This window comes from Neoroseomonas terrae (assembly GCF_018129025.1).
GTDB lineage: Bacteria > Pseudomonadota > Alphaproteobacteria > Acetobacterales > Acetobacteraceae > Neoroseomonas > Neoroseomonas terrae.
On record NZ_JAAEDI010000015.1, the window covers coordinates 27960 to 47996 of the forward strand.

At 69.0% G+C, this 20037-nt stretch carries 18 protein-coding genes; 9 read left to right on the forward strand and 9 right to left on the reverse strand.

The window, feature by feature from the left end:
- Position 1: 1 nt before the first annotated feature.
- The 5 genes from GXW78_RS14755 to GXW78_RS14775 form a co-directional block, all read right to left on the reverse strand.
- Positions 2–985, reverse strand: coding sequence for a Bug family tripartite tricarboxylate transporter substrate binding protein (locus GXW78_RS14755; RefSeq protein ID WP_211869597.1), 984 nt, complete (start codon positions 983–985; stop codon positions 2–4).
- Positions 986–1067: 82 nt separating this feature from the next.
- On the reverse strand, positions 1068–2384 hold the full coding sequence (locus GXW78_RS14760; protein WP_211869598.1) for an NTP/NDP exchange transporter: 1317 nt from the start codon (positions 2382–2384) through the stop codon (positions 1068–1070).
- On the reverse strand, positions 2374–3279 hold the full coding sequence (locus GXW78_RS14765) for an aldo/keto reductase (RefSeq protein ID WP_211869599.1): 906 nt from the start codon (positions 3277–3279) through the stop codon (positions 2374–2376). Before GXW78_RS14765 ends, GXW78_RS14760 begins: the two co-directional genes overlap by 11 nt.
- 130 nt (positions 3280–3409) lie before the next feature.
- Complete coding sequence (locus GXW78_RS14770; RefSeq protein WP_211869600.1) at positions 3410–4042, reverse strand: flavin reductase family protein; 633 nt, start codon at positions 4040–4042, stop codon at positions 3410–3412.
- Between the two features lie 19 nt (positions 4043–4061).
- Positions 4062–5039, reverse strand: a complete 978-nt coding sequence (locus tag GXW78_RS14775; RefSeq protein WP_211869601.1) for a 2-hydroxyacid dehydrogenase — start codon at positions 5037–5039, stop codon at positions 4062–4064.
- 128 nt (positions 5040–5167) lie between these two features.
- On the opposite strand from GXW78_RS14775, the gene GXW78_RS14780 reads away from it, so the two are divergent.
- From GXW78_RS14780 to GXW78_RS14810, 7 genes are all read left to right on the forward strand, one after another.
- Complete coding sequence (locus GXW78_RS14780) at positions 5168–5959, forward strand: SDR family oxidoreductase (protein WP_211869602.1); 792 nt, start codon at positions 5168–5170, stop codon at positions 5957–5959.
- A gap of 358 nt (positions 5960–6317) precedes the next feature.
- Entirely contained in the window at positions 6318–7583 is a 1266-nt protein-coding gene (locus GXW78_RS14785; protein ID WP_211869603.1) for a Zn-dependent hydrolase, read from the forward strand.
- Between the two features lie 92 nt (positions 7584–7675).
- The gene (locus GXW78_RS14790) at positions 7676–8563 is read left to right on the forward strand and encodes a LysR family transcriptional regulator (RefSeq protein WP_211869604.1); all 888 of its coding nucleotides are present in this window, start codon (positions 7676–7678) and stop codon (positions 8561–8563) included.
- A gap of 90 nt (positions 8564–8653) precedes the next feature.
- Positions 8654–9451 carry a putative hydro-lyase gene (locus GXW78_RS14795; RefSeq protein WP_211869605.1) on the forward strand — a complete coding sequence of 266 codons (798 nt, stop codon included), beginning with the start codon at positions 8654–8656 and terminating at the stop codon, positions 9449–9451.
- Positions 9452–9511: 60 nt separating this feature from the next.
- Positions 9512–11587, forward strand: a complete 2076-nt coding sequence (locus GXW78_RS14800) for a hydantoinase/oxoprolinase family protein (RefSeq protein WP_211869606.1) — start codon at positions 9512–9514, stop codon at positions 11585–11587.
- Positions 11587–13263, forward strand: a complete 1677-nt coding sequence (locus GXW78_RS14805) for a hydantoinase B/oxoprolinase family protein (RefSeq protein ID WP_211869607.1) — start codon at positions 11587–11589, stop codon at positions 13261–13263. Before GXW78_RS14800 ends, GXW78_RS14805 begins: the two co-directional genes overlap by 1 nt.
- A 374-nt stretch (positions 13264–13637) precedes the next feature.
- Positions 13638–14384 (forward strand): bestrophin-like domain, encoded by a 747-nt coding sequence (locus GXW78_RS14810; RefSeq protein WP_211869608.1) that lies wholly within the window; start codon positions 13638–13640, stop codon positions 14382–14384.
- Between the two features lie 4 nt (positions 14385–14388).
- On the opposite strand, the gene motA is transcribed toward GXW78_RS14810, so the two are convergent.
- Positions 14389–15255 carry a flagellar motor stator protein MotA gene (gene motA / locus GXW78_RS14815; RefSeq protein WP_211869609.1) on the reverse strand — a complete coding sequence of 289 codons (867 nt, stop codon included), beginning with the start codon at positions 15253–15255 and terminating at the stop codon, positions 14389–14391.
- On the reverse strand, positions 15252–16304 hold the full coding sequence (locus GXW78_RS14820; RefSeq protein WP_211869610.1) for a flagellar motor protein MotB: 1053 nt from the start codon (positions 16302–16304) through the stop codon (positions 15252–15254). Before GXW78_RS14820 ends, motA begins: the two co-directional genes overlap by 4 nt.
- Positions 16305–16417: 113 nt before the next feature.
- Between GXW78_RS14820 and GXW78_RS14825 the strand changes: the two genes are divergently transcribed.
- The gene (locus tag GXW78_RS14825) at positions 16418–17296 is read left to right on the forward strand and encodes an N-formylglutamate amidohydrolase (RefSeq protein WP_211869611.1); all 879 of its coding nucleotides are present in this window, start codon (positions 16418–16420) and stop codon (positions 17294–17296) included.
- A 278-nt stretch (positions 17297–17574) separates the two neighbouring features.
- On the forward strand, positions 17575–18387 hold the full coding sequence (locus GXW78_RS14830; protein WP_211869612.1) for a transglycosylase SLT domain-containing protein: 813 nt from the start codon (positions 17575–17577) through the stop codon (positions 18385–18387).
- Between the two features lie 26 nt (positions 18388–18413).
- On the opposite strand, the gene GXW78_RS14835 is transcribed toward GXW78_RS14830, so the two are convergent.
- Together GXW78_RS14835 and GXW78_RS14840 are read right to left on the reverse strand one after the other, a co-directional pair.
- Positions 18414–19547, reverse strand: a complete 1134-nt coding sequence (locus tag GXW78_RS14835; RefSeq protein ID WP_211869613.1) for a CaiB/BaiF CoA transferase family protein — start codon at positions 19545–19547, stop codon at positions 18414–18416.
- Positions 19544–20020, reverse strand: a complete 477-nt coding sequence (locus tag GXW78_RS14840) for a hypothetical protein (protein WP_211869614.1) — start codon at positions 20018–20020, stop codon at positions 19544–19546. Before GXW78_RS14840 ends, GXW78_RS14835 begins: the two co-directional genes overlap by 4 nt.
- Positions 20021–20037: the final 17 nt, after the last annotated feature.

Genomic DNA, 20037 nt, shown 5'->3' on the forward strand with positions numbered 1-20037 from the left:
CTCACTCGATACTGACACCCGCGCGACGCACCACCGGTTCCCACCGCGCCGCGTCCTCGGCGACGAAGCGCGCGAAGGCGGCGGGGCTTTCGCTCGGCTCGACGTCGATGCCTCCATCCTCGAGCTTGCGGCGGATCTCGGGGTCGCTGATCGTCGCAGACAGCGCCTCGAACAGCCGCTGCACACGGTCGGGCGGGGTGCCGCCGGTGGTCAGCAGCGCATACCAGGTCGCCGCCTGGATGTCGGGGAAGCCTGCCTCGCCGGTCGTCGGCACATCGGGCAGCGCGGCGTTGCGGCGCGTGCCGGCGATCGCGAGCGGACGCACCGTGCCCGCCTGGATCTGAGACTGCATCGGCGCGAGTGCGTTGGTGAAGACCTGTATGCGTCCCGCCACGACATCGTTCATCGCGGGGCCGGTGCCGCGATACGGCACGTGCTCCATCTCGGCGCCGAGCACCTGGGTGATCAGCGCACCGGCCGCGTGGCCCGTGCTGCCGACGCCGGGGGAGGCGTAGTTCAGCGGCGGGCTCGCGCCGCGCGCGGCGGCCTGCAGTTCGCGCAAATTCGTCGCACGCACAGACGGATGCACGACGATGACATTCGCGCCGCTACCGATCATCCCGACCGGGGCGAAGGCCGTGGCCGGATCGTAGGGCAGGCGCTTGCGGACGAGCTGGTTGATCGTGAGGCTGCCCGAACCGCCGAGCAGCAGCGTGTAGCCATCGGGTGCCGACTTCGCGACGACCTCGGCGCCCAGCGCGCCGCCGGCGCCGCCGCGATTCTCGATGACGACGGGCTGGCCCAGGCGATGCGACAGACCGTCCGAGACGAGGCGCCCGACGATGTCGTTGGTGCCGCCCGGCGGCCAGGGGATGACGAAGCGCAGCGGCCGGTCAGGATAGGCCTGAGCGAGGGCAGGGACGGGCAGGCCGGCGGCAGCGGCAAGCAGCAGCACGCTGCGCCGCGACTGGCGCGGTCGGGTCATGGACGTTCTCTCCGGCGCGGCCGGTTCGCCGGGCCGCGGTTTCATGATTCAGGCTGGACGCTGCGCGTCGCCCTGTCCAGCCTCAGCCGGCCTGCTTCTCCACCCGGCGCTGCCGCAGGCCGAGCCAGACGCTGAGCACGGCCCAGGCAATGCAGACAGGGACGGTGGCCGCGGCGATGCCGGTGAGCGTGAGGCCGAGCGCGAGCAGGCCGGCGTAGCTCCAGGCGGCCACTTGGTCGCCGCCGCGATAGACCACGGTATCGATGAAGTTCTTCGCCTTGTAGCGGTCCTCGCGCGGAACGGCGGTGAACAGCACTTCCCTCGACGGACGGGCGAGGGCGAAGTTGGACACGCGCCGCGCCACCTGCACCACGACGAACACCGCAACCGTCGGCCAGCTTGCGAGGGCCGCGAAGCCGAAGATGCTCAGCGCCGGCAGGACGGTCAGCATCACCGCGACGCCGAGCCACGCCGTCAGCCGCCCCGTCAGGAACAGTTGGAAGCCGAGCGTCAGCACGTTCACCCAGAAGTCGATGTTCGCGAAGAACGCGGTGCGGGCCGCGCGGCCCGGGAAGTTCGCTTCGGCGATGGAGGCCTGCTGGAAGTAGAGCACCGTGGAAGTGATCGAATAGAGCAGGATGAAGCCGGCGATGCCGAGCAGGTAGGGCGAGCGCAGCGTATGCGTCAGGCCCGCGAAGATGCCGCCGCCGAGCGGGCGGTGCGGATCATCCCCCTGCACGGATCCCTGGAAGGCGTCGGTGATGCGGGACAGTCGCCGCACGGCGAAGACCGCGACCTCCAGCAGTACGATCGAGGCGAGCAGCAGCCAGTTCTGCCCGAGATGCTCGACGAAACCCGAGGTCAGCGCGGAGCCGGCGATGCCGCCCAGCGTCGCGCCTGCGGCGAGGAAGCCGAAGAGCCGCTTGCCCTGGTCCGAGTCGAACACGTCGACGATGAAGGACCAGAAGATGGAGACCACGAAAAGGTTGAAGACGGAGGTCCAGATGAAGAAGGCGCGGCCGATCCACACATGCTGTTCCGGCGTCGCCACCATCAGCAGGACCATGAAGACCAGCAGGTTCAGCATGAAGAAGCGGTAGGCGATGGCGATGAAGGTCTCGCGCGGCCAGCGCCGCACCGCATAGGCAAACAGCGGATTGGCCGCGAGCATCGCCAGCAGCGTGCCGGTGAACAGCCAGGGCAGGTTGCGCACGCCGCCCGCGACGCCGAGCTCGTCGCGGATCGGGCGCAGGACGTAGTAGGCGAGGAACAGTGCGAAGACGTAGAGCCAGGACCAGGCCAGCGCGCGCGCCTCGCCGGGGCGGATGTCGATCACCCGCCGCAGCAAGCCGTGCAGGACCCCATCCGCCGGAACGGCGGCGGCGGCCTCAGAGGCCATCGATGAACTGCTCCATCCGGCGGCGCATCGCGGCGTCGGGCATGCGCCCCTGCGCGGCCTTCAGGTTGTCGTCCACGTAGCGCGCCTGCGCCATGCCCGGCACCGCGCAGGTCACGGCGGGGTGCGAGACGAGGTACTTCAGCATGAGCTGCGCCCAGGTCGTCACGTCGATCTCGGCCGCCCAGTCGGGCAGGGGCTTGCCCTGGGTCGCGCGGAACACGCTGCCGCGGCCGAAGGGCAGGTTGATGAAGACCGCCATGCCGCGTTCGGCGGCGAGGGGGATGATGCGTTCGGCGGCGTTGCGGTTGTCGAGCGCGTAGTCGATCTGGATCGCATCCAGCGTCTCGCGCCGCATCATCTGCTCGAAGGCTTCGTATTGCCGGTCGAAGGACGTCGTTGCGCCGACATAGCGGACGCGGCCAGCCTGCTTCAGCTCGCGCAAATAGGCGAGCTCGTTCGTGATGTCGCGCAAGTTGTGGACGGCCAGCAGATCGATCCGGTCGGTGCGGAGCTTGCGGAAGGATTCCGCAATCTGGGCGCGGCCCTGCTCGATGTTGTCGACGCCGACCTTGGTGCCGATGAACAGGTCCCGGCGGATGTTCAGGCTGGCGATGATGTCGCCCATGATGGCTTCGGCGTTGCCGTAGGACGGCGCCGTGTCCACCACCGTCCCGCCGAGTTCGTGGAAGCGGCGGAAGGTGTCGCGCAGCGGTGCCATGTCGGCCTCGGTGCTCGCTTCCTCATACCGGCGGGCGGAGCCGAGGCCGATGATCGGGATCAGCTCCCCGCTGCTGGGAATCGGCTTCTTCAGGAGCGGCGCGGCCTGGGCGAGGGCGGCTGGGGCCGCGGCGCCGGCCGCGAGGCCGGCAAGCAGGGTGCGACGGGGCAGGGTCATGTCTCGTCCTCTCGGCACGCTGATGTCGTTGGCACGGGCGAGGCGGACCGGCCCGCACCTGCCGAGTGTGAGCCAGGCGCGGGCGATTTCAAGTGGCTCCCGGACGCGGAGCCGGCTTGTTACTTGGCAGTTACTTTTTGCGCGATTCCCAATCCGCCAGCGGGATGCGCGGAATCTCGACGCGATCGGTGGTACGGGCATACCAGCCGCGCCCATGCATGCGCCCGACGAGTTCGAGCTTCGGCGTGTCGAGATAGAACTTCGCCGCATCCAGCACGCAGTCGTCGCGGATGTACTGCGCGATGACCTTGCCCATGACGATGGTGTGCTTGCCGGCGGGGACGAACTGGAACACCTCGCATTCCAGCGCGACCGGGCTTTCGGCGATGCGCGGCACCTTCACGCGAAGGCTCGGCGCGGTGGTGAGGCCGGCCTCGTCCAGTTCGTTCACGCCGTGCGGGAAGTCGATGGCGGTGACGTTCATCTGTTCGGCATTCGCGGCGGAAACCAGGTTCACCACGAACTGGCCGGTCGCCTCGATATTGGCGAGCGTGTCCTTCACCGCGCCGGGCGGGCGGCGGCCGCAGCCGATGCCGACCACGACGGGATTGTCGGAGAACGCATTGAAGAAGGAGTAGGGCGCGGCGTTGATGCGCCCCTCGCGGTCCTGGCTGACCACCCAGGCGACCGGCCGCGGCACGACGGAGGCGACGACGAGCTTGTAGGCCTGTTCGTGCGGAATGGTGGTGAAGTCGAAATGCATCTGTGGGTGGTCCTTGGCTTCAGGCGGCGCGGTGCGGCGGGTTCTGGCCCTTGAGCAGCAGGGCTTCGAGGTTCTCGATGCAGCGATTGCCCATCGCGTCGCGCGTCTCGATGGTGGCCGAGCCCAGATGCGGCAGCAGCGCGACATTCTCGAGCGTCATGTAGCCCGGGTCGATCTTCGGTTCGGCGGTATAGACGTCGAGGCCGGCGGCGCGGATCTGGCCGGATTTCAGCGCGGCGACCAGCGCCTCATCATCCACCGACGGGCCGCGGCCGGTGTTGATGACGATGGCGCCCTTCTTCATCTTCGCGAGCCGCGCCGCGTTCAGCCATTTGCGCGTGGCGTCGCCGCCCGGGACGTGCATCGAGATCACGTCGATCGCGCCGAGGAAGCTGTCCTCATCGGCGTGGAAGGTCGCACCCTTTTCCAGTTCCGCCGACAGGCGCTGGACGTCGTGGTAGTGGATCTTCATCTGCATCCCGCGCGCCATGTCCGCGAGTTCCCGCCCGATACGGCCGAAGCCGAGCACGCCGAGCGTCTTGCCCTGCAGCGTGACGCCCATCAGCTGGGTCGGTGCCCAGCCCTCCCACTTGCCTGCGCGGACCATGCGCTCGCCTTCACCGGCGCGCCGGGCGGCCATCAGCATTAGGGTGAAGGCGGTCTCGGCGGTGGCGAAGGACAGCACCTCCGGCGTGTGCGTCACGGCGATGCCGCGCGCCTTGCAGGCATCGAGAGCGACATGGTCGACGCCGACGCTGAAGGTGGTGACGATCTTCACGCTGTCGGGCAGGGCGCCGATGGTCTGCGCGTTCATCGGATCGCCGGCGGCGCAGAGCACGCCGGCCGCGCCCACCTCCGTCGCGCGCTTCGCGATCGCCGCGCCGTCGCGGAACCAGGGCTCGTCATTCGGATTCAGCCGCGCATCGAACAGGGACGTCAGCCGCGCCTCGATGTGGTCGGGCAGCTTGCGGGTGACGAGGATGACCGGCTTTGCCATGGGACGCTTCCTGCCTGGAGTGACGGGTTGGGCGCGCACCATGGCGCGACGGGGGCCGTCTTGCCAGGGGGCGGGGGAGGAGGCAGGGTCCGCACCCATTTCCACAGTCGATTTTCGGGAGGGTGAGCATGGATCTCGGTCTGAAGGGCAAGCGCGCGCTGGTCATGGGCGGCGCGAAGGGGCTCGGGCGGTCGATCGCCGATGCGCTGGCGGCCGAAGGCACGGTGCTGACGATCAGCGGCCGCGACGTCGCCGCGATGGAGAAGGCGGCGGCTGACCTGAAGGCGCTCGGCGCGCCGTCGGTGTCCGTGGTGCAGGCGGATGTTTCGAGCAGCGCCGAGATGGACAAGCTGGCCGATGCCGCGGTGAAGGCGATGGGCGGCGTGGACATCCTGGTGCTGAACCATGGCGGCCCGCCGGTCTGCACGGCCTCGGAGATGACCGAGGAGAACCTGACGAAGTGGTTCCAGAACATCGTCGTCTCGCCGATCCGCATCACCATGAAGCTGATGCCGGCGATGCGGGCGCAGAAGTTCGGCCGCGTGATCGTGGTGGGGTCGTCGGGAATGCACCACCCGATCCCGACGCTGGCGCTGTCCAATACGCTGCGCGCCTCCATCTGGGCCTGGCTCAAGACGCTGTCCGCTGAAGTGGCGGCCGATGGCGTGACGATGAACATCCTCGCGCCGGGCTCGATCCGCACCGACCGCATTACCCAGACCGCCGCGGTGCGCGCCGAGAAGGCCGGCACCACCGTGGATGAGGAGATCGCGCGCGCCGGCAAGGAAGTGCCGATGGGCCGCGTTGGCGAGGCGAGCGAATACGGCCCGATGGGCGCGTTCCTCGCGGGCAAGACCGGCACCTACATCACCGGCACGATGGTCCGCGTGGATGGCGGGCGCGTGCGGTCGATGCTGTAGTATCCGATGACCGAAGGGCGCAGGCGCCGCGAGGCGCCGAGCACCCGGAGGTCTGGATAGGAAAGGCGTTGCGGTTGCAGACGTCAGAGGGGCTTTGCCCCTCCGACACCACCCCACCAAAGGCCGAAGGGCCTTTGGAAACCTCGACCTGGTGCCTGGCATCGTTGTCGGGATGCCCCGCCGAGACGCGCTCTCGCGCCCGAAGCGTGCGTAGTGGCCTGCGGGCCTGTGATGCCCGGCGCCAACAGATTGTGGTCCAGGGGCTCCAAGCCCCTGGCGGGTGGAGGTTCGGAGGAGGGCAGGGCCCTCCTCCGATCGTCCCGAGCGGAATCAAGACAATCATCAAGAAAGGCCGCCCATGCTGCCGAACCTGACGCCGGACATCGATCTGGCCGACGAACTCTTCACCGGCCTCAGGGCCGGCAGCACCGATGGCGAGGGCGTGACGCGCGAGGCCTACGGCCCCGGTGAGCGCATGGCGCATGCCCTCGTCCGCGCCGCGGCGGAGAAGATCGGGCTGGAATGCTCGACCGACGTCGCGGGCAACATGTACATGACGCTGCCCGGCACCGACCGCGCGGCGAAGCGCATCATCATCGGTAGCCATCTCGATTCCGTCCAACAGGGCGGGAATTACGATGGCGCGGCGGGCGTGCTCGCGGGGATGGCGGCGGTGGCGGGGATGAAGCGCGCGGGCTTCGTGCCGGGCCGCGACATCACCGTTATGGCGATCCGGGCTGAGGAGGCGGGCGCCTGGTTTCCGGTGTCCTATCCCGGTTCGCGGATGGCGCTCGGGCTGTTCAAGGCGGATGGGCTCGCCATTCCGCGCAACGACAGCGGCCGCAGCCTTGCGGATCACATGCGTGAGGAAGGCTTCGACCCCGATGCCGTCGCACGGGGCGACCATGCGCTCGGCCCGCACAACGTTGCCGGCTTCCTGGAACTGCATATCGAACAGGGTCCGGTGCTGGAGGCGGAGCAGGTGCCGATCGCCATCGTCACGGGCATTCCCGGCAGCCGCAGGCTGCGGCAGGGGCGGGTGATCGGGGAATACAACCACTCGGGCGCGACGCCGCGGAAATACCGTCGGGACGCGGCAGCGGCTCTGGCGGAACTCGTGCACCGCATGGACGAGGAATGGTGCCGGCTCGATGCGGTGGGTCAGGTGCTGGTTTGCACCTTCTGCACCATGGCGACCACGGCCGATGCGGGCTTCACCAAGATCGCCGGGGAGGCGACCTTCCAGCTCGATGTCCGCAGCGTCTCCCCGCATGCCTGCGACCTGATGTTCGAGGCATTGCACCGCTTCATGGCCGGGATCGAGGCACGCCACGGCGTACGCTTCGAGTGCGGCCCGGAAACCGGCAGCCGCGCCGCGATCATGGATGAGGGGATCCGCGACGGCCTGGCGCGCGCGGCGGACGGCCTCGGCATCGCGCATATCGCGATGTCGTCCGGTGCCGGCCATGACGCGGCCTCCTTCGCCGAGGCGAAGATCCCGTCGAGCATGCTGTTCGTGCGCAACCAGAACGGCAGCCACAATCCGCATGAGGCGATGCGGATGGAGGATTTCGCAAAGGCCTGTGCGGTGGTGCAGCGCTGGGCTGCCGAGGCTTCGCTTTGACAGCCGCGCCCGGCACCAAGTAACGGTTTCCAAAGGCCCTTCGGCCTTTGGCGGGGTGAGCCCGCGAGGGGCGGCGCCCCTCTCGGAATCCCATGCGCGACCTCCGCTCGCTCGAGACCGTCATCTGGATCGCCCGCCTCGGCGGCTTCCGCGCGGCCGCGGCGCGACTGAACACCACCCAGTCAGCCATCTCGGCGCGCGTCGCGCAGCTCGAACAGGAACTCGGCATCCGCATCTTCCAGCGCGGCGCGCGCGTGACGCTGACCGCCGAGGGCACCGCCCTGCTGCGTTACGCCGAGCAGATGGTCGATCTGCGCGAGGAGATGCTGCGGGCCATCGCCGACCCGGCGGCGATGCGCGGCCTGCTGCGCATCGGCATTTCAGAGACGCTGGCGCATACGCTGCTGCCGCGCCTGGTGCAGCGCATCGGCGCGACGCATCCGGGGATCGTACTGGACATGGTCGTCGACATCACGCCGGCGCTGCGGCAATCCCTGGCTGCCGGGCAGATCGACATCGCCATGCTGGCCGGCACGGTGGAGGACCCGCGCGCGGTGAACCAGCCGCTGTGTTCCTACCCGCTCGGCTGGCTGGCGAGCCCGGCGCTCGGCCTGCCGGACCGGCCGTTGCGCCTGGCGGAGCTGACACGGTGGCCGATCCTGTCCTTCTCGCATGATACTGAGGTCTCGGCGGCGCTGCGGGCGCTGTTCGACCAGGCCGGCGCGCCGGGGGTCCGGCTTTGGGGAAGCACCTCGATCGCGACGATGGCGGAGCTGGCCCGGGCCGGGGTCTGCGTCAGCGTCATGCAGATGGTGGCGGCCGATCGCGAATTGGCGTCGGGAGCGCTGCGTCGGCTCCAGGTCTCGGATGTCGAACTGCCGGATATTCCCTTCCATGTGGCCTATCTCCGCCAGCCGGACAGCCATGTGGCCGCGACCATCGCGGCGCTGGCCCGGGAGATTGCGGGGGCATCCGATTAGAATTTTCGATCGCGCCGATCCAGATTTCGCGTTCGACAGGGCCCGCTTTCGGGTCTGAACTGTGACAGGCAACCCCGAGGAGGCATCCGCATGGACCACAGTGCCGCTCTGCGCGAGACGGGGTGGGAGGTGCGCCAGCGCATCCGCCGCGGGGAATGGACGCGGCCGACGGGTGGCATGGCGCCGGGCTATGTTCAGGCGAACCTCGCCATCCTGCCGCGGGACCTCGCCGCCGATTTCCAGCGTTTCTGTGCGCTGAACCCGAAGCCCTGCCCCCTGCTGGCGTCCTCGGAACCCGGCGACCCGTCGCTGCCGAGCCTTGGGCGCGACATCGACATCCGCACCGATATCGGCACCTACCGCGTCTGGCGCGACGGCGTGATGGTGCAGGAAGTCCACGACATCACCGAACTCTGGCGGGATGACCTTGTCGCCTTCCTGCTCGGCTGCTCCCATTCCTTCGAGGAAGCGCTGCTCGCCGATGGGCTGAAGCTGCGGCATTTCGATGAGGGCAAGGCGGTGCCCGTCTACACCACCGACGTGCCGACCGTGCCGGCCGGTCCCTTCCATGGCCCGCTCGTCGTGTCGATGCGCCCTTTCACGCCGGCCGAGGCGATCCGCGCCATCCAGATCACCTCACGCTTCCCGTCCGTGCATGGCGCGCCGGTGCATATCGGCAAGCCGGAGATGATCGGCATCCATGACATGTCGAAGGTCGATGCCGGCGACGCGGTGACCGTCGCCGAGGATGAGTTGCCGCTATTCTGGGCCTGCGGCGTCACCCCGCAGGCCGTCGTCGCCGCCAGCAAGCCACCCTTCTGCATCACCCACGCACCGGGCTGCATGCTGGTGACGGACCTGATGAATTCCCGTCTGGCGGTCTTCTGATCGCCGCTGGCGCGGGGTATGCATGCCCCGCGCATCACCCTCCCGATCTTCCAGGACAGCATGACCAAAGCACGCCTTGCCGTCGATATCGGCGGCACATTTACCGACCTTGCCATCGAAAAGGGCGATCAGCGCTGGACCGCCAAGGTCCTGACCACGCCCGCCGCGCCGGAGAAGGGCGTGCTGGAGGGTGTCACCCAGGTGCTCGGCAAGGCCGGCATGGCGGCGAGCGATCTAGACCTCGTCATCCACGGCACCACGCTCGCGACGAATGCGATCATTGAGCGCAAGGGCGCGAAGACGGCGCTGATCACGACGGAGGGCTTCCGCGACGTCCTCGCCCTGGCCAATGAGGCCCGCTACGACCAATACGACCTGAACATCGAACTGCCGCAGCCGCTGGTGCGCCGCCGCTGGCGCGTCGCGGTGCCGGAACGGCTGGACAATACCGGCAAGGTGCTGGTGCCACTCGATGAGGCCGCGCTGCGTGAGCAGGTTGAGTTCCTGAAGGGCGAGGGGATCGAGAGCCTCGCCATCGGTTTCCTGCATGCCTTCGTGAATCCCGCGCATGAACGCCGCGCGGCGGAGATCGTGAAGGAGATGTGGCCCGGGATGGCAGTGTCGCTGTCCTCGGAAGTCTCGCCCGAGATGCGCGAATGGGAGCGGTTCTCCACCACCGTCGCGAACGCCTATGTGCAGCCGCTGATGGCCTCCTATCTCGGTCGGCTGGAGGTCGGGCTGCGCGCGGCGGGCGTGTCCTGCCCGCTGTTCCTGATGCTGTCGGGCGGTGGGCTGACGACGATCGAGACCGCTTCGCGCTTCCCGATCCGTCTGGTGGAATCCGGCCCGGCGGGCGGCGCGATCTTCTCCGCCTTCGTCGCCAAGCAGCGCGGCTTCGACAAGGTGCTGTCCTTCGACATGGGCGGCACCACGGCGAAGGTCTGCCTGATCGACAGCTTCCAGCCGCAGGCGTCGCGCACCTTCGAGGTCGCCCGCGTCGGGCGCTTCAAGAAGGGCTCCGGCCTGCCGCTGCGCATTCCCGTCATCGAGATGGTGGAGATCGGCGCGGGTGGCGGCTCCATCGCTCAGGTGGACAGCATGGGCCGCATCCAGGTGGGGCCGGAATCGGCTGGCGCCGATCCGGGCCCGGCCTGTTACGGCCGCGGCGGCACGCATCCGGCGGTGACGGATGCGAACCTCTCGCTCGGCCGCTATGAGCCGTCGCTGTTCGCCGGCGGTTCGCTGCCGCTGAAGCCGGAACTGTCGGTCGCCGCGCTGGCGGAGCATGTCGGCGGCAAGCTCGCGCTGTCGGGTGAGATGGCAGGCCTCGGCGTCGTCGAGATGGTCGACGAGAACATGGCGAACGCCGCCCGCGTCCACGCCATCGAAAGCGGCAAGGGCTATGAGGGCCGTTTCGTCATCGCCTTCGGCGGCGGCGGGCCGGTCCATGGCTATCGCGTCTGCGAAAAGATCGGCGTGAAGCGCATGCTGGTGCCGTCGGGCGCCGGCGTCGGTTCCGCCATCGGCTTCCTGCGCGCGCCGGTCGCCTATGAGGTGGTGAAGTCGCTCTACCAGCGCTTCGGCACCTTCGACATCGCGGCGGTGAACGGGCTGCTGTCCTCGATGTCCGAGGAAGCCCGGAAGGTCGTCTCCGAAGGCGCCTTTGGCGCCGAGGTCGAGGAGACCCGCATCGCCTACATGCGCTACGTCGGCCAGGGCCACGAGATCGCCGTCGCCCTGCCGGCGCGTGCGCTGACGGCCGAGGACGTCGCCGCGATCCGCGCTGACTACGACGCCGAATACACCCGCTTCTACGACCGCCCGGTGCCGGGGTCGGATGTGGAGATCCTGTCCTTCGCCGTTACCGTGCGCACCGTGGTGCCGCATGTCGCACCCGCCGCCGCGGTGGCAGACGCCGCCGCGCCCAAGCCGATCCGCGTGCAGATGGTGCGCGACACGGCGAACGGCACGGTCAGCGAATGGCCGGTGTATGACCGCGAGCACCTGGTGCCCGGCGCGACAGTCAAAGGCCCCGCCATCGTGGCGGAGACGGAGACCAGCACCCTGATCGGCCCGTCCTGGACATGCCGGATGGATGGGCTCGGATACCTCGACCTGACGCAGGAGGCCGCGTGATGAGCAAGGAAACCGGCGCGCTGGCCACCATCCAGCGCCAGATCCAGTGGAACCGCCTGATCGCGGTGGTCGAGGAACAGGCGCAGACCATGATCCGCACCGCCTTCAGCACCACGGTGCGCGAGGCGGGCGACCTTTCGGCCGGCATCTTCGACCTGGAAGGGCGCATGCTGGCCCAGGCCGTGACCGGCACGCCGGGCCATGTGAATTCCATGGCGGAATCGGTCGGGCACTTCCTGAAGAAGTTCCCGCCGCACGGCATGAACCCCGGCGACCACTACATCACCAACGATCCGTGGCTCGGCACGGGGCACCTGCACGACCTGACGGTCGTCACGCCCGCCTTCCGCAACGGCAAGATCGTCGGGCTGTTCGCGAACACCGCGCACATCATCGACATCGGCGGGCTCGGCATGGGGCCGGAGGGTCGGAGCGTCTTCGAGGAAGGCCTCTATATCCCCATCGTGAAGTGCTTCGACCGCAACATGGCGAACGAGACGTTCTTCGATTTCCTGCGTGCGGGCTCCCGTACGCCGGTGGAACTCGAAGGCGACGTCTACTCGCTGTGCGCCTGCAACGATGCCGGCGCGAAGCGGCTCGTCGAGATGCTCGACGAGTTCGACATGGACACGCTGGACGACCTCGCGGGCTATATCTTCGAGGCGAGCACGCGGGCGACGCTGGCCGAGATCGCGAAGCTGCCGCGCGGCACCTACAGCGCGTCGATCAAGTCGGACGGGTATGAATCCGAGGTCACGCTCAACGCGGCGATGACTACGCATGCCGATCGCATCGTGGTGGATTTCGCCGGCACCTCCGGCCTGTCCAACCGCGGCATCAACGTGCCGCCGGCCTATTGCCGCGCCTATGCCTGCTTCGGGATCAAATGCGTCGTCGCGCCCGAGGTTCCGAACAACTGGGCGTCGCTGCTGCCGTTCCAGATGGAGATCCCCGAGGGCTGCATCCTCAACGCGCCGCGGCCCTATCCGGTGTCGGTGCGCCACATCGTCGGCCAGCTTCTGCCGGACCTGATGATGGGCTGCCTGCATCAGGCGGTGCCGGGGCGCGTCAATGCCGAAGGCTCCTCCGCGCTCTGGAACCCGCCGCTGCGCGGTGGCTCGCAGGTTTCCGGCCAGGCGGCGGAGACCGAGGATTTCGAGATCATCACCTTCAACTCGGGCGGCACGGGCGCGCGGCCAGGCAAGGACGGGCTGGACGGCACGGCCTTCCCCTCGGGCGTGCGCACGATGCCGGTGGAAGCGACAGAGAACGTCGCGCCGGTGATCTTCTGGCAGAAGCAGCTTCGCCCCGATTCGGCCGGCGCCGGCCGCACCCGCGGCGGCTTCGGCCAGGTGATGGAGATCGGGGCGAAGGGCGATGCCGAATTCGCCGTGAACGCCATCTTCGATCGCGTTGCCAACGCGCCGAAGGGGCGCGAGGGCGGCGGGGAAGGGGCCACCGGCTGGGTCGGGCTGAACGATTCGAACGGCACCGTGTTGCGCACCAAGGGCTTCCAGATCGTGCCCAAGGGCCGGCGCCTGCTGCTCAAGCTGCCCGGCGGCGGCGGCATGGGCAACCCGAAGGACCGCGACCCTGAACTGGTGCAGCGGGATGTCGAGGACGGGTTGGTCAGCCCGGAGGCGGCGCGCCGTGTCTATGGCGTTCGCGGCGGCTGACGCCTAACCGCGCCGCGTCCTCGAGAATGGCAACGGCGGACAGGTTCTGTCCGCCGTTGAGTCGCCCAGACGCGCCGGGAAGTGGTCGGCCGGATTCCTTAATCCGCGCGCCGGGTCGGCTTCCGCCGGGATGAGCGCTTCGACCTTGACAGCCGCGAGCGACAACTTGATGTCCTCGCTCGCGCCGCGGCAGCGCTGGTAGACGTCTTTCGCCCTGTATTCGGCTCCTGGTCCATCCGGTCGCTTCGCGAGGTCGGACAGCGGGCCGGTGTGGGTTTGGTTCTGTGACTTCCTTGGCGAGGTCGTCCGCACGGCGCCATGTCGGCGCATGCGCGCAGGCGGTGTGCGTCCTGTCGGTTGGAAGGGCAAGTTGGATGACATTGCTGGTCAGCGCGGGCGTCTTCGTCATCACCCTCGTCGCCGGGCTGATCGGGCTCGGCCTGCATGGCCGCCTGCCCGAGCACCATCGCGGCAATGAATCGAAGGATGTCGTGCGCCTCGTGCAGGCGCTCATCGCGTCGATCGCGACGCTGGTGCTCAGCCTGCTCATCGCTTCGGCCAGCAGTCATTTCCGCGACCAGGCGGACAGCGTCTCGGTGCTGGCGGCCGACATCCTCGTACTCGATGCTGCACTGGCGCAGGCGGGGCCCGATGCGGACAGGGCTCGCAGCGCGCTGCGCGGCATGGTCGCCGCGGCGGTCGATGGGCATGCCATAGACCGGCGGTTCGATGGCACGCCCATCGAGCCCGCCACCATGGACGCCTTCTACAACGCCATCGCGGCGCTACAGACGACGAATGCGGCGCAGCATGCGGCACAGCAGCAGGCGCTGGGCATGGCGGGGCGGCTGGTCCAGGCGCGTGCGACGCTGATGGTTCGCAGCCTGACCGACGGGACGCAGTGGCCGTTCCTCACGGTGCTCGTCGCGTGGCTGTGCATCCTGTTCCTCGCCATGGGCCTGTTCGTGCGGGCGAACACCATGGTCGTCCTCGCACTGGCGGCCGGTGCGATTGCCGTGGCCGGGGCGATCTTCCTCATCCTGGAGCTGGGGGATCCGCATGCGGGCCTGCTGCGCATCTCGGATGCGCCGCTGCGCCTTGCGCTGCGGTATCTGAACTGATCGATCAGGCGATCTGCAGGCCCTGCAACGACTCCTCCAGTTCCTGAAAGCTCGGCATCAGGCCGGAGGGGACCATCTTGCGGCCGGTCTCCACCGCCACCTGCGGCGCATTCCCGTGCAGATGCGCCACTAGCACGGCGCGGATCACCTCGAAGAATTTGCTTTCCTCATCCACCACGCCCTTCAGCCGCGCCGCGAAAGGCCCCATCAACCCATAGGCCAGCAGCACGCCCAGGAAGGTGCCGACCAGCGCGCCGCCGATCATCTTCCCGAGCACCGCCGGCGGCTCGTCGATCGATCCCATGGTCTTGATCACGCCCATCACGGCCGCGACGATACCGAGCGCGGGCAGCGCATCCGCCATCGACTGCATGGCGTGGGAGGGGTGCATCTCCTCCTCCTTCATCTTCTTCAGCTCCCGCGCCATCACATCCTCGATCTGGTGCGGGTCGTCGGCATTCATGCCGACCATCCGCAGGTAGTCGCAGATCAGGTGGACGACGTGGTGGTCGCCGGCGATGCGCGGGAACCTGTTGAAGGCCGCACTTTCCTCCGGCTTCTCGATATGCGGCTCCAGCGCCATCGGCCCCTTGGTCTGTGCGAGGCGCACCAGGTAGTAGAGGAGGCCCAGCAGGTCCATGTAGTCCTGCCGCGTGTATCGCGATCCTTTCAGCAGCTTCCCGAAGCCGCCGCCGACATGCTTCAGGTCGGCCACGCTGTTCGCCATGACCAGCGTGCCGATCGCCGCGCCGCCGATGATGGCGAATTCGAAGGGCAACGCTTTCAGGATGATGTCCAGCTTCCCGCCGGCCGCGATGTAGCCGCCGAACACGCAGGCGAGCAGGAAGCCGAATCCGGCGAGCGAGATCATGGCGGGGTGTCCGGATTCTGCCGCAGCACGGTGATGGAGACGCGCCGGTTGGCCGCGGCGTTCGGTGCGTCCGGCAAAAGCAACTCACGTTCGGCGTGGCCCGAGACGCTGCGGACGCGCACCTCGGGCAGCCCGGCCTCGACCAGCAGGCGGCGCGTGACGTTGGCGCGCTCGGCGGAGAGGTCCCAGTTGCTGCGGTCCCCGCCGCCGCGGAAGGGGGTCGCATCGGTGTGGCCGGCGATGGCGATGGGGTTCGGCAGGCGCTGCGCCGCCTGCGCGACGCGCGCGAGCAGCGCCCGCGCGCGGTCGTTCGGGGCGCTGCCGCCCAGGGCGAACATCGGCTGGCGGTCGGCGTCGATCAGCTGGATGCGCAGCCCTTCGGGCGTCTGTTCCACCAGCATCTGACGGGCCAGGTCGGCCAGCGCGGGATCGGCGGCGACCGCCTCGCGGATCTGGGCGGCCACGGCTTCGAAGGCCTCCCCTTCGCGGCGGGCCAGCTCGCGGCGCAACTCGGCCTCGCCGATCGCCTCGGGGCGGGCCTCCGACACGGCGGTTTCCGCCGGGCCGCCGCGGGGCGGTTCGGGGCCGGCATGGGTGCCCGGCGGGCTCGCCTGGGCGGTGCGGGGGTGCTCGGCCTCCTCAGGGCCCTCGGGCCCGTCGCGGCGGGTCATGGGCCGGGCGGGTGTGTCTGTGTCGTCCTCCTCGATGTCCATCACCAACGGCAGCCGGCCGGGCTGGATGGTCATGGCACCCTGGGTCGAGGTGACGTTGCCGTCGTCATTCGGGGTCTGGCCGCCGAAGGGCTGGCCGGAGCCGGAAACCGAACGCGCCAGGAGGTTGGTCGGCGCGAAATAGTCGGCGAGGCCGCGGCGCTGTTCCTCGGTGGTGGCGTTCAGCAGCCACATCAGCAGGAAGAAGGCCATCATCGCCGTGACGAAATCGGCATAGGCGACCTTCCAGGCGCCGCCATGGTGGCCGGCCTCCCCGCTTTCCTCGCGCCTGATGACGATGGTGCCGCCGCCCCGCGGCGCTTTTGCCTTGCCGGACATGGGTCCGGACAGTGCGCAGGGGGTGCTGACCAATCCCCTAACCATGGCGCGGAATTGCGGAACTATGCCTGTCGCGTGACATGAACGGGGCGCTATGGTTTGGTCGTTCGCTCATGGACCTTCCCGCCCACGCCCTGGCAGCGCCGGCCGAGACCGCGCCCTTCGTGATCTCCCGCCCGGCGCGGCAGACGATGCCGGTCGTCTTCGCGTCCCCGCATTCGGGGCAGGCCTATCCGGCGCAGCTCGTGGCCGAGGCGCGACTCGCGCCGCTCGCGCTTCGCCGAAGCGAGGATTCCTTCGTCGACGAGCTGTTTGCCGCCGCCCCCGCCCATGGCGCGCCCCTTCTGGCCGCAACCTTCCCGCGCGTGTGGTGCGACGTGAATCGGGAACCCTGGGAACTCGACCCCGGCATGTTCGACGGGCCGCTGCCGCCCTGGGTGAATACGTCCAGCCCCCGGGTCGGAGCCGGGCTCGGCACCATCGCCCGCATCGTCGCGACGGGGGAGGCCGTGTATCGCCGTCGCCTGTCCTTCGCCGAGGCGGAGGCCCGCATCCGCAGTTGCTGGGAACCGTATCACGCCGCGCTTGCCCAACTGATTGCCGAGACGCGGGCCCGGTTCGGCTACTGCCTGCTGATCGACTGCCATTCCATGCCGGCGCACCCCGCGCAGACCGCGAACCCGCCGGACGTGGTGCTGGGAGATGCGCACGGCACCGCCTGCGCGCCGCGCGCGACCCGGCTGGTCGAAGAAGTGCTGCTCGGGCTCGGATATCGCGTCCGGCGCAATGATCCCTATGCCGGTGGTTTCGTCACCCGGCACTACGGCCGGCCGAGGGAGGCGACACACGCCCTGCAGATCGAGCTTGCTCGCTCACTCTACATGGATGAGGCGCGGATCGAGCGCGGCGCGGGCCTGACGGCGCTGCAGCGCGACCTCAATACCCTGATGCGCCATCTGGCGGAGACGGAGTGGACGTTTCTGCGCGCCTGATGCGCCGCAGCATGACGGAGAATGATCATCTCCTTGTGGAGAAGATTGTGCTCCTGCCTGGCAGAAAAAAGAAAGGCGGTGCCCGAGGGCACCGCCAAGTTTAGGGAGGAAACGTCCAAGAAAGACAGCGAGCGGCTAGGCCAACCCGCTGCCTGGCGACTATTTATGATGCTCCCCTTGCCGGCGCAAGGGGTTTTTTGCGATGCAGCATAAATGACGCAATGCAGCATGACGGCGCGCATGAAATTGCGTGGCATGGGCCTTGCGCATTCGCTGGCATGTGGAATCGCCTCTCCGCCCTGCCGTGGCTGGTCGCGCTGCTCTCCCTGACGGGATTCGGCAGCAGCGGCCAAGCCCAGTCCTCGCCCGACCCCGGGGCCGCCTGTCGTGCCGCCATCGCGACCGCCGAGCGCGAGCGGGCCATTCCCGCGGGCCTGCTGCAAGCGATCGGACGGGTTGAATCAGGCCGCCGCAACCCGGCGACCGGTGCGTTCTCCCCCTGGCCCTGGACGATCAATGCCGAGGGGCGCGGCATGTTCTTCCCCAGTGCGGCGGCAGCGATTGCCGAGGCGCGGCAACTCCAGGCCCGCGGCGTGCGCCTGATCGACACCGGCTGCATGCAGGTGAACCTTCACCACCACCCAAACGCCTTCCCAAGCCTGGAACAGGCCTTCGACCCGCTCGCGAACGCCCGTTACGCCGCGCAGTTCCTGTCCGAGCTGCACGCGGCGAGCGGGGATTGGGCGCGTGCGGCCGGCCACTATCATTCCCACACGCCGGAGCGCGCGGAACCTTATCGCGCGCGGGTGCTTGCGGCCTGGGCCGGCGAGCAGGGGCGCCCGCCGAGCGACCCGGCCGCGGAGGCCGAGCTGCTGGCGCGCTTCGCAGCGGGGGGGGCGGGGCCGCTGAGCCTGGCCAATCGGGCGGAGAGGGCTCAGGTGATCCCGTTGGCCCGTAGCTCGGCCGGGCAGGGCAGGGGGCTCGATGCCTACCGCGCGGCGCCGATCATGGCGATCGGGCGGGCAGTGCCGGCACCGCCCCCCGTGGAGGGGCCGCCGGCGCGAGTCCCGTTCTTCCGGCGGCCGACGTGACGACTGGTGGGGGCTGGCCCCCCTTCCTAGGCAGCAAACTCCGCCCGGATCTTCGCGCTGTGCTCCCCAAGTGAGGGAACCGCACCGAACGGCCGCTCGCCGTCCGACAGCCGCGCCGCGGGCAGGGCGATCAGCACCGGACCCTTCTCGGTCTGCACCGGCTTGCGCTTCAGTACCGGGTGCTCCTTGAGCCCGCCGCAATCGTTCACGAAGCCGTAGGCGGTATTCGCCTTGCGCAGCTTCGCGGCGCATTCGTCGCGGGTCAGGGTCGAGAACATCGCCTGGATATGCGCATCCACCATCGGGCGGTGGGCGACGCGGTCGTTGTTCACCGTGAAGCCGGGCTTCTGCGGCAGGTCGGGCTCATCCATGAAATGCGCGGAGAAGGACGCCCATTCGCGCTCATTCTGGATGGCGATCAGCACGTCGTGACCGTCCTTGGTCTGGAACGCGCCGTAAGGGCAGATCGACGGGTGCGCGAGGCCGATCCGAGGCGGATTCTTGCCCGTGCCTTCGTATTGCAGCAGCGGCACGGACATCCAGTCGGCCATGCCGTCGAACAGGGAGACGGCGATGCCGCGGCCCTTGCCGGTGATGCCGCGCGACAGCAGCGCCTCCAGCACCGCGGCGTAGGCGTGCATGCCGCAGCCGATGTCGCAGGCAGAGACGCCGACGCGGCCCGGGCCTTCCGCGCGGCCGGTGACGTAGGCCAGGCCCGATTCAGCCTGCACCAGCAGGTCATAGGCCTTCATGGTGGCGTAGTCGCCTTCCTCGCCATAGCCGGAGATGTCGACCGTGATCAGGCGCGGGTGCTTCGCACGCAGTTCCGCGCTGCCGAAGCCGGCGCGCTTCATAGCGCCGGGGGCGAGGTTCTGGATGAACACGTCGGCCTTGGCGATCAGCCGTTCCAGCAGCGCCTTGTCATCGGGCTTCTTGATGTCGAGGCAGATGCTTTCCTTCCCGCGATTCAGCCAGACGAAGTAGGAGGACATGCCGTTGGCGACGGCGTCGTAGCCGCGGGCGAAGTCGCCTTCCGGTCGCTCGACCTTGATCACCCGCGCACCGGCGTCGGCAAGGCGCGAAGCGCAGTAGGGTGCGGCCACCGCCTGGTCCATCGCGACGACGAGAAGGCCCTCGAGGGGCAAGTTCGGCTGGATCATGGACGTTCGTTCTCTTGCTCGGTCGGGCAGGGGCCTTCCCGCGCGGCGGCCAGCGGCAGCAACGCGTCGGGCCAGGGGTTGGGAAACGGATAGACGGGGACGGTGACGCGCCGGGCCTCGCAGATGCGGCGCCCGTCGGCGCCGATGGCGATGCGCTGCGTCAGCCGCGCGCCGGAGACCGCGCCGCCGCTGACATAGGCGAAGCGCGGGCGGCCCTGGGCGTCGAAATAGGTCTCGGCGGTGAAGGCGCTGTCCTCGCCGCCCGAGCGCAGCGAGGCGCGGCGCAGTACGCCTTCCGCGTCGCGCCATTCGGTGACGGCCGCACCCAGCGGCGGGCAATCCGGATAGTCGCGCCGCAGCGGCGCGCGGCCGCGCGCGGCGTCGATTGCAGCGGTGCGATACGCCTCGGCGGCGGCGAGCGGCGCCGCGCAATCCTCCGCGCGGAGCGGCGTGGCGGTGAGCAGCAACATCATGCAGGCCGCGGCGCGCA

Coding starts and splice junctions, on each gene's coding strand:
- GXW78_RS14785 (WP_211869603.1), top strand. CDS start 6,318: ATGCTGCCGAACCTGACGCCGGACATCGATCTGGCCGACGAACTCTTC.
- GXW78_RS14770 (WP_211869600.1), bottom strand. CDS start 4,042: ATGCATTTCGACTTCACCACCATTCCGCACGAACAGGCCTACAAGCTC.
- GXW78_RS14840 (WP_211869614.1), bottom strand. CDS start 20,020: ATGATGTTGCTGCTCACCGCCACGCCGCTCCGCGCGGAGGATTGCGCG.
- GXW78_RS14780 (WP_211869602.1), top strand. CDS start 5,168: ATGGATCTCGGTCTGAAGGGCAAGCGCGCGCTGGTCATGGGCGGCGCG.
- GXW78_RS14755 (WP_211869597.1), bottom strand. CDS start 985: ATGACCCGACCGCGCCAGTCGCGGCGCAGCGTGCTGCTGCTTGCCGCT.
- GXW78_RS14825 (WP_211869611.1), top strand. CDS start 16,418: ATGGACCTTCCCGCCCACGCCCTGGCAGCGCCGGCCGAGACCGCGCCC.
- GXW78_RS14775 (WP_211869601.1), bottom strand. CDS start 5,039: ATGGCAAAGCCGGTCATCCTCGTCACCCGCAAGCTGCCCGACCACATC.
- GXW78_RS14835 (WP_211869613.1), bottom strand. CDS start 19,547: ATGATCCAGCCGAACTTGCCCCTCGAGGGCCTTCTCGTCGTCGCGATG.
- GXW78_RS14830 (WP_211869612.1), top strand. CDS start 17,575: ATGTGGAATCGCCTCTCCGCCCTGCCGTGGCTGGTCGCGCTGCTCTCC.
- GXW78_RS14810 (WP_211869608.1), top strand. CDS start 13,638: ATGACATTGCTGGTCAGCGCGGGCGTCTTCGTCATCACCCTCGTCGCC.
- GXW78_RS14790 (WP_211869604.1), top strand. CDS start 7,676: ATGCGCGACCTCCGCTCGCTCGAGACCGTCATCTGGATCGCCCGCCTC.
- GXW78_RS14805 (WP_211869607.1), top strand. CDS start 11,587: ATGAGCAAGGAAACCGGCGCGCTGGCCACCATCCAGCGCCAGATCCAG.
- GXW78_RS14765 (WP_211869599.1), bottom strand. CDS start 3,279: ATGACCCTGCCCCGTCGCACCCTGCTTGCCGGCCTCGCGGCCGGCGCC.
- GXW78_RS14795 (WP_211869605.1), top strand. CDS start 8,654: ATGGACCACAGTGCCGCTCTGCGCGAGACGGGGTGGGAGGTGCGCCAG.
- GXW78_RS14760 (WP_211869598.1), bottom strand. CDS start 2,384: ATGGCCTCTGAGGCCGCCGCCGCCGTTCCGGCGGATGGGGTCCTGCAC.
- GXW78_RS14800 (WP_211869606.1), top strand. CDS start 9,512: ATGACCAAAGCACGCCTTGCCGTCGATATCGGCGGCACATTTACCGAC.
- motA (WP_211869609.1), bottom strand. CDS start 15,255: ATGATCTCGCTCGCCGGATTCGGCTTCCTGCTCGCCTGCGTGTTCGGC.
- GXW78_RS14820 (WP_211869610.1), bottom strand. CDS start 16,304: ATGTCCGGCAAGGCAAAAGCGCCGCGGGGCGGCGGCACCATCGTCATC.